General features: G+C 36.8%; 3 protein-coding genes and 1 pseudogene. 2 read left to right on the top strand and 2 right to left on the bottom strand.

What is annotated here, in order from left to right:
* Positions 1-78: 78 nt before the first annotated feature.
* Positions 79-15,133, bottom strand: a pseudogene (locus AC3WVZ_RS06835) (cell surface protein).
* Positions 15,134-15,255: 122 nt separating this feature from the next.
* On the opposite strand from AC3WVZ_RS06835, the gene AC3WVZ_RS06840 reads away from it, so the two are divergent.
* The gene (locus tag AC3WVZ_RS06840) at positions 15,256-16,116 is read left to right on the top strand and encodes a GNAT family N-acetyltransferase (protein WP_233936213.1); all 861 of its coding nucleotides are present in this window, start codon (positions 15,256-15,258) and stop codon (positions 16,114-16,116) included.
* A gap of 34 nt (positions 16,117-16,150) precedes the next feature.
* Here AC3WVZ_RS06840 and AC3WVZ_RS06845 read toward each other — a convergent pair whose 3' ends face one another.
* Positions 16,151-16,711, bottom strand: a complete 561-nt coding sequence (locus AC3WVZ_RS06845) for a cysteine hydrolase family protein (protein WP_000806320.1) — start codon at positions 16,709-16,711, stop codon at positions 16,151-16,153.
* Between the two features lie 182 nt (positions 16,712-16,893).
* Between AC3WVZ_RS06845 and AC3WVZ_RS06850 the strand changes: the two genes are divergently transcribed.
* Positions 16,894-17,154 carry a DUF6123 family protein gene (locus AC3WVZ_RS06850; protein ID WP_001195212.1) on the top strand — a complete coding sequence of 87 codons (261 nt, stop codon included), beginning with the start codon at positions 16,894-16,896 and terminating at the stop codon, positions 17,152-17,154.
* Position 17,155: the final 1 nt, after the last annotated feature.

Consider the following 17,155-nt stretch of genomic DNA (forward strand, 5'->3'; position numbering starts at 1 on the left):
CAACGTAGTGGGATATAGGTAATGAAAAAGAGATTGTAATTTGGTTTCAACCAAACTACAATCTCTTTTTTGTTTCAATTACTTCCACCAAATCCAAGTCCAAAGGTAATTTCGTACATTTCGAGGAGTAATGCGAATGAAGCGTTCACCGTCAAAGAAGCAATTTAAATTTGGAAGTGTTTCATCTGGATTTTCTGGAACAAAAGTGACGATGTTTTCGTTACTTGTAACGGTTACTGTAATTGGTGGGTCGGTAGGCGAGACTTGAAGTTGTAACGAAATATTGGCCGTATTTTTAAATTCATTATTAACAGGTGGACTTATTACTTGTACTGTGAATAATACGATAATTGTTTCGTTTGGTTCCAAATTAGTGGCAACTAGGAAACCGATATTCGGATTCGCTAGTGGAGAGCGTTCACCGTTAATAAAGACAGTGCCGTTTATAAATTGTAAACCTGCTGGAATGGTATCTTGTAAAGAAATATTTGAGAGTGAAATTTTGGAAGTATTTGTAATACGTACCGCGTAATCAAAATATTGATTTAAATAAGCTGAGCTGACGGAAGCATTTTTCGTGACTGTTACAGTTATAAATTGAATTGGTATACGAACGATATTTGAATTAACAATGAAAGTGATAATTGGATCCTGTGGTGTCAATTGAAAGGCAGCGGTAACTGTTGCAGAATTTATAATTGTACTGTTTGAAGGAATAGAAGTTACGAGAACTTGAAATGTTATAGTTGCTACTGAATCTGCAGGTAAAGAGCCGATATTAATACCAGTGTCTGGACGAACATTTGTAACGGGAGTACCGTTAATTGTTACGCTGTTTTCTATAAATGTTGTACCAGCTGGAATGCTGTCTATAACAGAAGTACTGATTGTCGGAATTGGGGAGTGATTAAATACCGCTAATGTGAATGTAATGATATCTCCTATAACGACAATAGATTTGTCAGCTGTTTTTTCAATGTCAACCATCGGATCAACGACTGTCGTTGTAACGGTATTTGTTTGTTTTGTAACTGTATTTATTTGCTTTGTAATCGTAATAGGTGGTTGGATTAGACCGACAATAGGCGTATAGGAAATAGTAGCATCGTTATTGATTGTAGATTGAAGAGTAGAAGAAGAAATTGTCACTTGGAATGTAATAATAACAGATTCATTTGGAGCAAGATTTCCTAACGTAATACCATTTTCCGGATTCGCATTAGGTTGATTGATTCCGTTAATCGTAACACTACCAATAACAAATGTCGTATCTGCTGGTGCTGTGTCTACTAAAAGAAGGTCTTCGATAATGATATTACCATTATTAGTAATCGTGATGGTATACGTTAAAGTTTGACCGGGTAAGGCACTTGTGAAATCAACAGCTTTTATCGCAATGACATTATCATTTTGGACAGTAGTTGTGACGGTGTTTGTTGTAGTCGTATTTGTAACAGGTACGTTATTTGGGTTGACTATATAGTTAAAAGTAGTAATTGCGTTGTTGTTTAGTTCATTTGGTGTTGGAATAGAAGTTACAGTTACTTGGAATGAAACGATAGCATCTTCACCAATAGTTATAGTACCAATTGGTATGCCGCTTACTGGATTCACTCCTGGAAGAGTTTCTCCGTTTACAATGACGCTATTTTCTATAAACGTAGTACCTTGAGGAATAATATCTTGAATGATTACATCATTTACTGCAACATTACCGGTTTGATTTAGTGTAATCGTATACGTTAACGTATCACCAACCGTTGCAAATGCAAGGTCAACAGCTTTATTACTATTCAAATTTGCGTGATTAATTTCTGTTGCGGCAGCTGATGAAATAATAGTTTCGGTAATAGGTGGTCGATCTGGTACCGTGTATTCATATTCAATTGTACTCGTGTTAGAGATTGGATTTGTTTGTGGAATCGAAGTAACCCGTACTTGGAATAGAATGGTTGCTGTCGTATTAGGTGGAATGGTATCAATTTGTATACCGTTAAGAGGGTTGTCATTTGGCCGAGCGTTGCCGTTCACAATAACACTATTCTCTATAAAGCTCGTATTTGCCGGGATAATATCTGTAACAATAATGTTTTCGACTTGTATATTTCCGTTATTTATGATGGAAATTGTATAAGGGAGGATAGTTTGTAAGTCAGCATATTGGATAGGTGTTGTTTTTGTCGCAATTACATTAGCGGAAATAACTTCAGTGAAGGTAATATTGCTAGTCGATATTTGTTCTTCCACGTTAATTGTATAACGAGAAGTTGATTGATTTTGAACATGACCGCTAGTAGGAAGAGCTACGACGGTAACAGAAAATGTGACTGGGATAGAAATGTTAGGAGCAATCGTTCCTACAAGTATACCTACACTTGGATTGGCGTTAAGCTGAGGAATGTTATTTACTAAAACGCTACCGTCAATAAAGGTTGTTCCATCAGGTATATTGTCTGTAAATACAACAGCAGTGGCATCCGTATTCCCTGTATTCGTTAAAGTTGTTGTATAAGTTAAAATGTCACCAATCGTTACAGAGGTTAAATCAACAGTTTTAAGTGAAACGATATCAGCATCATTAATTTGAACGAAAGTAGTATTGGAAGTAGTAGATTTTTGAATTGGTGCAAAGTCAGGATTGAAAATAAAGTCGTAGACAATGTTTGCAGTATTAGGTGTTGGATTTACAGTAGGTAAATTCGTAACGGAAACTTGGAATGTTATTGTAGTCATTTGACCTGCTGCGACATTAGGAATGGAAAAGCCGATATTCGGATCTGCTGCAGGAAGTACAGTATTATTAACTATTACACTTCCTGGAATAAATACTGTTCCATCTGCTATAGTATCTGTAAAAAAGATGGAATTAGTTGTAGCCGATCCATTATTTTGAATGAATACTGTATATTCAATGGTTTCATCAATAGTAGCTAATACAGTATTAGCAGATTTTGTAGCAATAAGAATAGCATCAATAAATTGTATGTTTGTAGCATTGGAAGAGGTCGTTTCTGAAATTGGTGGTGTGCTTGGTTCTGGTCGATACTCATAGTGAATGACGGCAATATTATTAATGTTATTTTGTGGCGGTATAGAAACTACGCTTACTTGGAACGTAACAATAATCGTATTATTTGGAAGAATTATATCAAGATTGATACCGGTAATTGGATTTTCGTTAGGTCTTGGTACGCCATCTACAAGAATGCTATTTGGAACGAATGTGGTGCCAGAAGCAATTGCGTCAAGTAGGAGAGTATTTGTAATAGGTATTGTACCGGCGTTTGTAACTGCGACTGTATATGTGATGATTTGACCGATACGTGTAATGGATCTGTTAGCGGATTTAATTGCACTAACATTTGCCGTTCGCACTTCAGTATTTACTGCATTTGATAACGATCTACGCTGAATAATTGGAGAACTAGGGTCAATTTGGTATTCGTACGAAGTGTCTGAAATATTAATGACTGTATTGCCCTCTGGTATATTTGTAAGTTGTACTTGGAATGAAATAGTGACTGTTTCATTTGGTTGTATCGTGCCGAGAGTTACTCCGTTTTCAGGATTCACGCCAGGCTGAATTACATTATTTATTGCTAAGCTATCTTCAATGAATATAGTACCTTCTGGAATGTTATCAATGAACACGATATTGTTAGCCGGAACGGTTCCTATATTTTGAAGTGTATTTGTGTAGGTAATCATTTGCCCGATTGATACGAAATTTACATCCGCACTTTTAACAGAAATAATATTTGCATTTTGAAGTGATGTTGTAACAATGTTAGAATTTGCAGAGCGATTTACTGGTGGGGCTGTAGGAATACTTACATATTGGTAAGTTGCTGAAGATTGATTTACAATTTCAGTTTCATTCGGTGGATTATTTGTTTGCACTTGAAATAGTATCGTTTTGGAACTGTTTGCTGGAATTGTTCCAATCGGTATTCCGTTTTCAGGATTTACACCTGGCTGAAGGACACCATTAATTGTGACACTATCGGGAACGAATGTAGTCCCAGCAGGGATAGAATCTGTGAAATTAATATTTATTGCGTCAACATTACCGATATTTTTCACTTCAGAAATATAAAGTATAGTTCCACCGATATCTACAGTTGTTGGATTGGATGTTTTTGTAATTGCCAATTGTGCTTGCACGAAATTTGTAATAACGATATTACTAGTAGATGTTTCAGTAATAGGCGGTTGCCCTGGGTCTGGTTGGATTGTATATGTTGTATTGGATTGATTTGTAATCGATTCTTGGGAGAATGAATCGTTAATAAGAATTTGGAACGAAATAAGGTGAGTAGCGTTTGCTGCTAAAGTAGGTAAAGTAACACCTACATTTGGATTGGCATCAAGTATAGTTGTTCCGTTAAGTGTAAAACTATTTTCTACGAATGTAGTATCTTGGGGGATCGTATCTGAAAATATGAGATTCGTAGCTGGAATATTTCCTGTATTTTCTAGTGTTATTGTGTAAGTCAAAATATCACCTGTTGTTGCTTGCTGTGCATTGACTGCTTTTAAAGAAAGGATAGTCGCATCCGAAATTTGTGTGAAAGCAGGATTAGACGTAATTGTTCGAGAGATGATAGGAGCAGTTGGATCGGCGATAAAAGTATAGTCAATACGGGCTGTATTAGAAATTGGGTTTACGCTTGGAATAAGATTGAACGATAACCTGGAATGTTACAGTGACGATTTCTGACGGTGTGATGGAGTTTAATGGTATTCCTACGTTAGGATCAGCATCTGGAACGGAAACGCTATTAATAGTTACGCTATTCGGAATAAAGGCAGTTCCTTCGGGGACCAAATCTGTTAAAGTAACTGTATTTGCAGTAGTATTTCCGTTATTTTGAACGACTACTGTGTAAGTGATTGTACCGTCAGTAGATTGTACGAGAGAATCTGTACTTTTAATTACGGATAATGATGCATCAACAACAGCTGTATTAACCGTATTAGACGAGGAGGTTGCTGTAACAGGAGGTTGACTTGGATCGACAATATACGTGTAACTTGTAAGTGCTTGATTTATAATTGCTCCTTGTGGTGGAATAGAACTTGCAAGAAATTGGAACGTAATAGTAGCGGAATCACCTGGTGCGATAATACCAACGGGAATACCGAGAGTTGGACTTGCATCTGGAAGTGAAATCCCGTTGAGCGTAACACTATTTGGAATAAATAATGCTCCTTCAGGAACTCCGTTAATGAGTAATACAGAGTTTGCAGGGAAGTTTCCAGTATTCGTTAATGTTGCTGTATACGTAATTACATCCCCGATAGACACAATTGAACGATTTGCTTGTAAAACAGTTGTAACAGTCGCGTTATTAATTTGTGTTGAAGCGCTATTAGAATTTATCGTGCCTGTAACAGGAGGAGAGGCCGGATCAACGATGAATGTGTATTGAATAGATGCTACGTTTGTAATCGGATTTGAAGGTGGAGTTGATGTAACTATGACTTGGAAAGTAACGGTTAAGGAACTATCCGAGCTAATTGTTCCGATATTCACTCCGTTATTTGGATTTGCACCTGGAATGGTACTTCCATTTACAGCAAAACTATTTTCAACAAAGGTTGTTCCTGCTGGAACTGGGTCTGAGAAATTTACATTCGTAGCGTTTGTATTGCCGCTATTTTGAATCAAAACTGTATAAGTGATCGTATCTCCAATATTTGCAAAGGCTGTATTAGCAGTTTTTACAGCTGAAAGTATTGCTGTATTAATAGAAGTAACGAAGACATTCGTTTCCACATTGCCAGGTTGAGCCAGTAATGCATTGCCTACGTTATATTGGAAGTTAACAAATCCTAAGTTTTGGAGTTCAGGTGTGAACGTTGTTGGATTACTTACGATTTGTACTTGGAATATGATTGTAACAGTTTGATTTGGATTGATTGTATTTATGCCAACACCGTTAATAATCGAAGCGGATGGTAATGGAGTGCCATCAACAATAACTGATCCTGCAACAAATTGTGTCCACGATGGTAAAGGGTCTGAGAATATAGCGTTGTTAGCAGGAATATTGCCTGTGTTCGTAATAGTCGTTGTATACGTAATCGTATCACCAATCGTTGCAAAAGTTTTATCTCCTATTTTAATAGTATTTAAAATAGCACTTTCAATTTTTGTTGTAACGTTGTTAGAAATAATATTTTTTGAAACTGGGGGATTAGCTGGATTAACGATATGTTGAAAGCTAACGCTAGCTTGATTAGTAATTGGATTTATAGGCGGAATTTCATTGGCGATAATGTTAAATGCTACGATGACAGATTCGTTTGGCGCGATATCACCGATTGGAACGCCTGTAATGATATCTGCATTTTGGATGCTAGTTCCGTTCAGTGTAAAGCTATTCGGTTCAAAGGAAGTTCCGTCTGGAATAAGGTCGGTAAAAATAACATTTGTTGCACTTACATTTCCGCTATTTGTAATTGTAACGGTGTAGGTAATATCCTGCCCGATATCTACCGTAGATACATTTGAATTTTTTTGTGCAGTAAGGATAGCGCTATTAATTTGTGTGGTCGTTGTATTAGATTGATTGGAAGTTGTAATAAGTGGCTGGCTAGGATCAACGACATAATGATATGTGGTAGAAGCAGAGTTAGAGATAGGATTAAGTGTTGGAAGTGTAATAACAGTTGCTTGGAATGTAACGATTGCCGTATTACCACCATTAATGGAACCAATATTTACACCAGTTGATAAATCGGCGTTTGGAATGGTTTGCCCATTAGCTGTGAAACTATTTGGAACGAAACTTAAATTGCTATCAAGAATATCGATAATAGTTACATCAGTTGCGGTCACATTTCCGGTATTAGGAAGGTTAAGTGTAAATGTTATTGTATTACCAACATCCGCAAAAGTAAGATCTGCTGTTTTGGTGCTAATAATAGTTGCGTTGTTTATTTGAAGGAGTGTAGTGTTGGAAGTAGCTGCACTTGAAACGGGAGGATTAACAGGATCAACAGTAAATTCATACGTCGTTGATGCTGTATTTGGTGCTGGGTTACTAGGGGGAATATTGTTTACTGTAACTTGAAAGACGATACTATATATTTCATTTGGTGGAAGTGTTGCAAGTAATACGCCTGTATTTGGATCCGCGTTAGATTGTAAAACGCCATCAATAGTTAATGTGTTAGGAACAAATGTAAGTCCACTTGGTAATGCATCTGTGAATACAATATTAGTTGCATCGGTATTGCCTACATTGGTAATAGAAGTAGTATAAAAAGCAGTTTGCCCGATATCTGCAAAGGATACACTTTCATTTTTCGTCATAGACAATATTGCTTCGTTAATTTGGGTTGAAACAGGATTACTAATTGAAGTTTCTGCATCAGGCGGTGAGACTAATTGATACGATGTTGATGAGAAATTTACAATTGGGTTTTGGGTTGGTAATGATGTTACAGTAACTTGGAACGAAACTGTTACTGTAGTCCCGGCTGTTATTGTCCCAATATTCACACCGTTCGATGGATCCGCCCCACTTTGAGGAACTCCATTAATAGAAAATGTGTTTGCAATAAATGTAGTGACGCTTGGCACTGTATCTGTAAATATAACATTTTGTGCAGATGAGTTTCCATTGTTTGTTAAAACGACAGTATAAGTGAGTATGTCTCCAATACGACTAAAGGATTTATCGACTTGTTTTAATGAAAGAATGTTAGCTGTATTAATCGTAGTAAACACTGTGTTTGAAGTAACGTTTCTTGAAACAATCGGTGCATTTGGATCAGCGATAAATGTGTAAGAAGCAGTAGCGGAATTGGCTACAGGATTTTGGTTTGGTGTAGAAGTAGCAGTAACTTGAAATGCGATAGATATTGAGTTGTTAGGAGCAATTGATCCGATTGTTATACCTGTATTAGGATCGAGTTCGATGTGTGTACTGCCATTGATTGTGACACTATTCGGAATGAACGTTGTGCCGTCTGGAATAAGATCAGTGAAAGTAATATTCGTTGCATTTGTATTGCCATTATTCGTTAAAATGGTTGTATAGGTAATGGTATCACCTAGTGTTACAATTGTTTGATCGACCGATTTTACCATCGTTATCATAGCATCTAGTACCGGGTTTGTAACAATATTCGTTGAAGTAGAAGTTGTAATAGGAGTTCCGTTTGGATCGACAGTATAAGAATATAAAATGGTGTCATTACCCATAATCGAACTTGAAGGGGGAACAGAAAGAACATTTGCTTGGAAAGTAACGGTTACTGTTTCACCAGGAGCGATATTTGGTATAGTTACTCCAAGTGCTGGTTGCGCACCAGATTGCTGAACCCCGTTTATTTTGACTGAGTTTGGTATAAAGGTAGTGTTAGCTGGAATTGCGCTCGTGAACGTTATATTCGTTGCAGTCGTATTTCCTGTATTTGTAATAGTTGTTGTATACGTAATCGTATCTCCAACAGAAATGATAGATTTATCAACGCTTTTTTGGGTCGTTAATATTGCACTATTAATTGTTGTCGAAACAGCATTAGATACGTTCGTTTGTGTTACGGCAGGTTGGCTAGGATCAACTACATGTGCAAATTGTACAGAACTAAAATTAGAAATTGGATTTATACTTGGAATGTTTGTAACAAGTACGTTGAGAGTAATCACGGCCGTTCCATTTGGGTTTATATTTCCAATCTGAATCCCGTTAGATGGATTTCCGATTTGCTGTGTACCAGAATCGTTTGTAAGAGTGCCAGATATGAATGTCGTCCCATCAGGTAAAGTATCCGTGAAAATTATATTTTGTGAAGTGACATTTCCAGGGTTACTTAATGTAATTGTATAAGAAATTGTATCACCAATCGTTGCGAAAGTTTTATCTACAGATTTGATTGCCACAATTTCCCCAGAATTTATTTGTGTCGAAACAGAATTAGATGTCGTATTTCGTGAAACAAGTGGTAAATTAGGTCCTGTCATAAATTTATAATCAATAGAAGCGCCGTTTACAACCGGTGAGTTTGGTCCGCCTGGTCCAATTGTGAAAATTGGATTTGGAATGCTAACTACTTGCACACGGAAGGTAACATTTATAAAATCTCCTGCAATAATATCTCCAATTGGTATCCCGTTAGCTGGATTTACTCCAGGTAATAAAACTCCGCCTACTCGAACGCTATCTTCTATGAATACTGTGTTATTTGGAATCGGATCTGTAAAAATGATATTCGTAGCAGTTGTGTTTCCTACATTTTCTAATAAAACTGTATACGTTAAAAATGAATTTCCAGGTGCTATGTCAGAAAATAGCCGATCCACACTTTTCGTTGCTTGAATAATCGCTTCGTTAATTTGAACTAAAGTTGGATTACTTGTAGCTGTTTCTGTCACCGGCGGCTGGGTAGGATCAACAATGATCGAGTATGTCGTGCTAGACTGGTTCAAAGTTGGATTTGTAACTGGTATTGAGCCAACGATAGCTTGAAAGCTAATTGTTGTCGTTCCTCCAACTGGAATTGAGTCTAAAGAAATCCCGCTATCTGGTCTAAATCCAAGTTGTGGGATGGTATTAATTTGTACGCTATCAGGAACGAATGAAAGTTCAGGTGGTAATATATCGATAAAAACAGGTGTGTTTGCGGCAGTATTTCCGCTATTGGTGAGGGTAGTTGTATACGTAATTGTATCTCCAACAGCAGCAAAAGCACTGCTTGCAGTTTTTGTTGCGATAACAGAAGCAGTATTTACTTGTGTAAAGGTTTTATTAGATTGAACTGTTCGTGAAACTGGCGGTTCATTTATATCTACAATAAAGCTATATTGAAGCGATGATTTATTCAGGATTGGATTAGGGTTTGGAAGTGTTGTAATGTTTACTTGAAAACTGAGTGTAGCAGATGCATTTGAATTTAAGTTACCAATATTGATACCGTTTTGTGGATTTGCATTCGGAACGGTTACACCATTTATCTTAAAGCTATTTGGGATAAAGGTAGTACCGTTTGGAATTGTATCAGTAAAAATAATGTTGTTCGCAGTAGTATTTCCGTTGTTTGTAACAGCTGAAGTGAATGTAATTGTATCACCAATTGTAGCGAAAGTTGTACTAGCGCTTTTATTTATTACTAAAGTAGCGTCAATAATTGGTGTAACTGTTGTATTTGTTACAGTGCTACCAACAGCAGGAGATTGGTTTGGATTTACGGTATATTCATAATTTACAAGAGCATTATTTGTTAATGTGCCACTAGGTGGTATCGCTAAAATTTGTGCTTGAAAAGTAATGAATACAGTATCTCCTGGCGAAATATCTGCCAAGTGAACACCAAGTGATGGATCTAATCCTGGTTGTGGAACATTATTGATCGTTACGGAGTTTTGGATAAATGAAGCTCCTGCGCCAAGCCCATCTGTTAAAACAGTTGCACTAGCAGGGATATTACCTGTATTTGTTACTGCAATCGTATAAGTAACAATATCACCAATTGCAGCTGTCGGTGTATTCACAGACTTAGTAGCGACAATAGTAGCGTTATTAATTTGAGTTGTTATTACGTTACTTAACGTATTGGCGGATGCTGGAGGTAAGTTAGGATCTACGACATACTGGTACGTTGTATTATTTTGGTTCGGGATTGGATTTGGATTCGGGATAGAATTTACTTGTACTTGGAATGAGATGATTGTATTTGCATTCGGATTTATTGGATCGATTGCAATTCCGCTTGCTGGATTGACATTAGGAAGTGTATTCCCATTTACAGTAACACTATTAGGAATAAACGATGTTCCGTTTGGAATTACATCTGTAAATATTACATTTGATGCAAGTATGTTCCCGTTATTCGTTAAAGTAGTCGTGTACGTAATAATATCATTTACGTTAGCAAACTGTTTATCTGCAGATTTAGTAGCGGCAATTGAGGCGTTATTAATAGTTGTCTGTACAGTGTTAGAAGCAACCATCTGCATCACAGCAGGTTTGGATGGATCATACGTATATTGGAATGTTGTGCTTGATTGATTTGTAATTGGGTTTACAGCAGGGATAGTTGGTACAAAAACTTGAAATGCAACGGTGCGTGATGAATTCGCTCCTATCGTACCAATTGAAATGCCAGTGGCAGGATTTGCGTTAGCTACAGGGACATTATTAATCGTTACAGTATTAGGAATGAAGAGGGTACCCGCTGGAATGATATCTGTAAACGTTACATTAGCAGCAGAGATATTCCCGTTATTTGTTAAAATAGTTGCATATAGTATGACATCACCAACATCAGCGAAGTTTGTGCTTGTGAGTTTTGTAGCAACGATATTAGCAGTATTAATTTGTGTAGTTACTATATTGCTAGCAGTGTTTCTAACGAGAGCAGGTAAGTTTGGATCAGCGATAAAGCTATATTGAAGTGAAGCGCTGTTTTGAATTGGGTTTGGTGAAGGTAGCCCATTTGCACTTATTTGAAAAACAATCGTTGTAAAACCACCTGAAGGAATGGAGCCGACTTGAAGACCGGTACTAGGGTCTGCACTTTGTTGTAAAGTACCACCTATAAAAATACTATTTGGTACGATAGTGGAGCCATTAGGGATTATATCGGTAACAATAACATTATTTGCTGTAGTATTGCCAAGATTAGCTAAAGAAATTGTATATGTGATTGGTTGCCCGACATCGGCGATAGTTAAATCTACTTCTTTGACAATCACTACATTTGCTAAATTAATTTGTGTACTTACAGTATTACTTACAGATGTTTCTATAGTTGGTGGATCGCCCGGATTTAGAATAAAGCTATACTGTGTACTAGATGAATTTAATGTTGGGTTTTGTGTTGGTAAAGAGGTGACGGTTACTTGATAAGAGACAGTAAGTGAGCCATTAGCAGCAATGGAAGGTAGTGGAACACCTATATTTGGATCTGCGTTATTTTGGAGTACACCATTAATAAGAAAAGTGTTTGGGATAAAGGTAGTACCGTCTGGATTCGTATCTACGAAAGTAGGACTATCAGCAGAAACACTTCCTGCATTCGTCAAAGTAACAGTATAAGTTAATATATCCCCTACGGTAGCGAACGCTCGGTCCACTGTTTTGGCTGAAATGACATTTGCATCGTTTACTTGAGTAAATGTAGTAGTTGAAGTAGTATTCTTACTTACAGGTGAAGCGTTTGGATCAACGATAAAGTTATAGGAGATGGAAGCGCTATTTGAAATAGGGTTTGGATTTGGAATGCTAGTTATTACTACTTGGAATGAAGCTGTAATTGTAGTATTAGCATTGATGCTACCAATATTGATGCTAGCTGGTGTAACGCCTGGCTGAGTAACACTGTTAACTATAACGCTGTTTGGGACAAAGGCGGTTCCATTCGCAATTGAATCAGATAGTAATACATTGTTTGCTGCAACATTCCCATCGTTCGTAAGAGCGAAGGTGTAAGTTAATACATCGCCAACTTCCGCAAACGTTTTATCTACAGATTTATTAGCACGGAGATTTGCTAGTCTAATTGTTGATGTAACAGAATTAGAATTTGTTGTTTTTGAAGTCGGTGGCAAACTTGGATTTACAGTATATAGATAAGAAGCGAAGGCGTTATTAATGATAGGATTTTGGGTCGTAATATTGATGACTGTTACTTGGAAAGAAAGGGTAACAGTAGCCCCACCAGGAATTGTGCCGATAGGTAAAGCAACGAGAGAATCTACATTTTGTAAAACTCCGTTTAGTGTTACAGTACCAGGAGTCAATATCGTTCCGTTTGGAAGTGGATCTGTTAGTTGCACGTTATTAGCGGCTGTATTTCCACTGTTTGTAATAAGGATTGTATAACTTATCGTTTCGCCAATTGTAGCAAATTGTTTATTTGTTGATTTTGTTAATGTTACATTCGCATTGTTAATTTGAGTGGAAACGAGATTCGAAGAAATATTTTTTGTAACAGGTGATTGGCTAGGATTGACAGTGTATTGATAAGAAGCGCTTGATCCGTTAGATACGACATTTGACGTGGGTATTGTGTTTACTACTACTTGAAATGCAACATTTTTTGTTGTGCCGCTTGTTATGGATCCAATGTTCACGCCGGTAGCGGGATTTGCACCCACTTGTGTCGTGCCATCTATTGTTAAACTGTTTAGAACGAAAGTTGTTCCAGTAGGGATGACATCTGTAAAAATAACATTGTTCGCATTTGTATTACCTGTACCTGTAAAGGAAACGGTGTACGTTAGTGTATCACCAATATCTGCAAAATTTTTATCTACTGCTTTCGTCATTGTTACAGTAGCATTATTCACTTGAGTGGAGACAATATTTGTCGTATCAGTCCCACTTACTGCTGGTTGATTAGGTACAGGAATGTATTGATATGTTGTTGTTCCACTATTTAATATTGGGTTTGTTTGAGGGATAGAAGGAACGAGCACTTGGAATGAAATAGTAGTAGTGGAATTTGCGGCAATTGAACCAATTGTTATACCATTAGCGGGATTTGCGCCAGCTTGAGTAACTCCGTTCACAGTTACACTCCCTGGAATGAAAGTAGTCCCGCTAGGAATCGGATCCGTATATATCACATTCGTTGCAGCGATATTTCCTATATTAGCTAAGGCAATACTGTAAGTTAATGTTTCACCAATATCGGTAAAAAGTTTGTTAACTGATTTTGTTCCATTAATATCTGCAAGGTTAATTTGTGTTCCAGCAGAGTTACTTGTTGCAAGACCATTAAAAGTTGTTCCTCCGGCGATTGGTGTATATTGAAATGTAATATTAGCAGTGTTAGAGATAGGATTTTGACTTGGAAGAGAAACGACAGTAGCTTGGAAAGTTACTATACGAGAAGCACCATTATTAATTGTTCCAAGAGATATACCAGCCGCAGGATTTGCATTTGTTTGTGGTACGTTATCTACTGTTACAGTGCCGGGTATAAAAGAAGTACCATTAGGGAGACTATCTATAAAAATAGCGTTATTGGCAGGAAGAAGCCCGGTGTTAGGGATAGTAACTGTATAAGTGAGAATATCTCCAATTGCAGCAACACTTTTATTTACGCTTTTCGTTGCTTGTATATTTGGGGAGTTTATATTAATTTGTAAGCCGACTGTATTTAACATATATGCATCTCCGTTAGTAGTTAAACGGATTGCAGCGGATACTTGTGAGTTTGTTAAATAAGGAGAAATATCAATAGAAGTGATATCCCAGCCCTGTCTTCCTGCGGAAATGTTTGTACCTGTAGAAGCACTTTGATTTCGCGTTCCAAATGTCCCAGTTGTATCTAAGTTTCCTGCAGCATTATTAACTTGAGAACCGAAGAAATTATTTATGGCATTATTTGGTCCAGATAAAGCATTTAATGAACTGAAATTTGGTCCAAATAAAGCTTGATCCCCGGTTAAATCTGCATCTCCTTCGGTAGAACTTAAAAATAATCTCCCGCTTACTGGTCCTCCTGAAGGTGTTAAAAATCCAGAAACAGATACATCGGCACTACCAGTTTCTGCAGAAACACGGTTACCCGCTACATAAATGGTTAAGTTTCTTGCTGGCAATGTCCCGTTTTGATAAGCGACGATAAGCGTCCATCCAGCCGAATTAATTGTTCCATTAGAAGCATCTATAGGATCTACAAGTCCAGGAACCGCTCCTGTAGTATAGGAACCAGCACCTCCCGCTTGAATAAGAGTTGTTACGTCTGCTGAACGAGTGTAAAAGCCAAATGTAATAGAGTTTGAAACGAAAGTTTGATTTGAAGCCGTAACAGCTGAAGGAGTAATCGAGTATGTTGAAACAGGTGTTGTAAAAGAAACTGGGTTTCCTAATACACTCGTAATGTTTTGATCACGAGATAAATAGTTTCCACCCCAAACGAGTTCTGCGTAAAGAATAGTACTACCAGCAGGGATATTTAAAATAGCGGTAGAACTATTTTGTGTATAGTTTAATGTTGTACCAGCAGGAAAAGTAGTTACTTGTAAAGCAGTATTCGTAGTTGCGAATGCACCAATTGCCCCGATTGTACCAGCACGGTTTTGATTGCTGATTTTACTTAAGCCTAAAGTATTACCTGTAATAGCGAGTGCGCCGTTAGTGGTGGTAGAAAATCGATTCGTAATGGGCATGTTGTCACCTCATTTACAATATAGTCTTGGTCAAAATAACATATGTGTGTGACAAATAAAGGGAAACATGTACAAGTTGATTTCGTAATAATGATTTAAATGTCTAGATAAGGGGATGGAGTATGATTGAATTGGAAATTAGAGTGGAGCGTCTTCGGAAAGAACAAATAAGCGACATTGTAGCGCTATCTTCTTATATTGGTTGGGATTATAACAGAGAAGAAATTGAGACTATTTTTAACGCAGGGATTGTATACGGTGTTTGGAATGAGAAAGAGGAACTAATTGCTAGCGCAGCAATAATATTATATGGGGAGAAATTAGCATCTATCGGAATGGTGATTGTACATCCAGATTATAAGGGGAGAGGGATTGGAAAGATAATAACGGAAGCGTGCGTTAAAAGCGTATCAGCTCATACTCCAATTATGCTTATTGCTACGGATGAAGGGAAAACTTTATATGAAAAGTTAGGATTTAGGGCAGTAAGTTATGTTTCTAAATACATATGTAACTCATACAATGCGAAACATTATTGTGTAAGAAATGAAGATTATGTGATGAATTATGAAGAGGGTGATTTAGAAAAAATAATAAAAATAGATGAATATGCGTTTGGAACAAATAGAAAAGAGTTTTTAAAGAAAAGAATTATGCAAAGTGAACAGTGTATCGTTGTAAAGGACAAGGAACAAAATGTATTAGGTTACGGTTTAAGCATACAAACACCAGAAAATAAGATAATAGGGCCGGTTGTTGCTAAAAATGATGAGATGGCAATGAGAATTGTACATGATTTAGCAAAATGGCATAATGGTAAATTAAGAATTGATGTACTAGAAGGAAAGAAAGATTTCATGAAAGTATTAGAGATTGCTGGTTTTAAAAAGGTGAATACACCACCAATTATGATGAAAAATAGCGGTCAATTATTAAAAAGGAATAATGAGTTATATAGCATTGCAGCACAAATTTTTGGGTGAAAAAGAATCCTTCTGAATGAAGGATTCTTTTTCGCTAATCACGATATTGATCATGAGTCGGCTGAAAGAGGTCTTCCTCGATATCTCTCACCATAGAAAAATGATCAACGTTATAATGACCGTGTAAAGTTTTATTGTGATGACCAATAATTTGCTCTGCAGACAATACGTTAGAATCAGTTGTTGAATGCCCGTTTTTAATTAATGTAACGTCAAATCCTTGTACAGTTGCTGTCCTAACGGCAGTGTCAATGCAATGTTCTGTTTTACATCCGCCTATAACAATATGATTAATGTTTTCTTCTTTTAAAAGTTCAAGTAAAGAAGTGCCGTAGAATGAATTGGTTGCTGCTTTATTAATAAAGATTGCAGACTGGGGTACTTGAATTTGATTATGTACTTCAAATCCTTCGCCACTACCAGAAGCAACATCGATATCTCTTACGAAAACAATAAGAGCATTTGAATCTATTGCTTTCTGCAGGGCTATATTTAGTGTAGATAATAGCTCGGTTTTACGAAAAACTTCATTTTCTTGCTCATTTCCATCAATTAATTCTTGCTGAGCGTCAATAATTAATAGTGCTTGTTTCATCGTGTCTCCCCTTTAATATGAAATAAGTTCCACTGTACATATTCCTTCAGATTGTTAGAAAATCCTCCATTGTAAGAGAAGTAGAAGATTGATTTACAAAGTTGTCAAAGAAATTTCATTCTCATAGCGTGTAAAAACATGTATGATAGGAGATGGAGAATTTTTGAGTAGGTGGGAATAACATGCAAACAGTAGAAGATTATCTTTCATTCTTACATACGAAAGGATTTAAATTATCAGAGGAAGCACAAGGGTTTATTATGTTTGGACAAGGATATACTGGTGCGTCTGATGGGATTGTGAACGCAGCAATAGAAGCCACAATTAAACATCAATTGCAGTTTGATGGTAGTTATTTCGTTGCGTTATTAGAACGATTGAAAGAGGAAGAAATTACAGATAAAAAAAGCGCTAAGGCTTTTATGCGGAAGTTACAAGCGTAAC

This window comes from Bacillus sp. CPT56D-587-MTF (assembly GCF_058792335.1).

What these genes read in the sequence shown, in the direction of transcription:
- AC3WVZ_RS06845 (WP_000806320.1), bottom strand. Translation starts at nt 16,711, where the DNA reads ATGAAACAAGCACTATTAATTATTGACGCTCAGCAAGAATTAATTGAT.
- AC3WVZ_RS06840 (WP_233936213.1), top strand. Translation starts at nt 15,256, where the DNA reads ATGATTGAATTGGAAATTAGAGTGGAGCGTCTTCGGAAAGAACAAATA.
- AC3WVZ_RS06850 (WP_001195212.1), top strand. Translation starts at nt 16,894, where the DNA reads ATGCAAACAGTAGAAGATTATCTTTCATTCTTACATACGAAAGGATTT.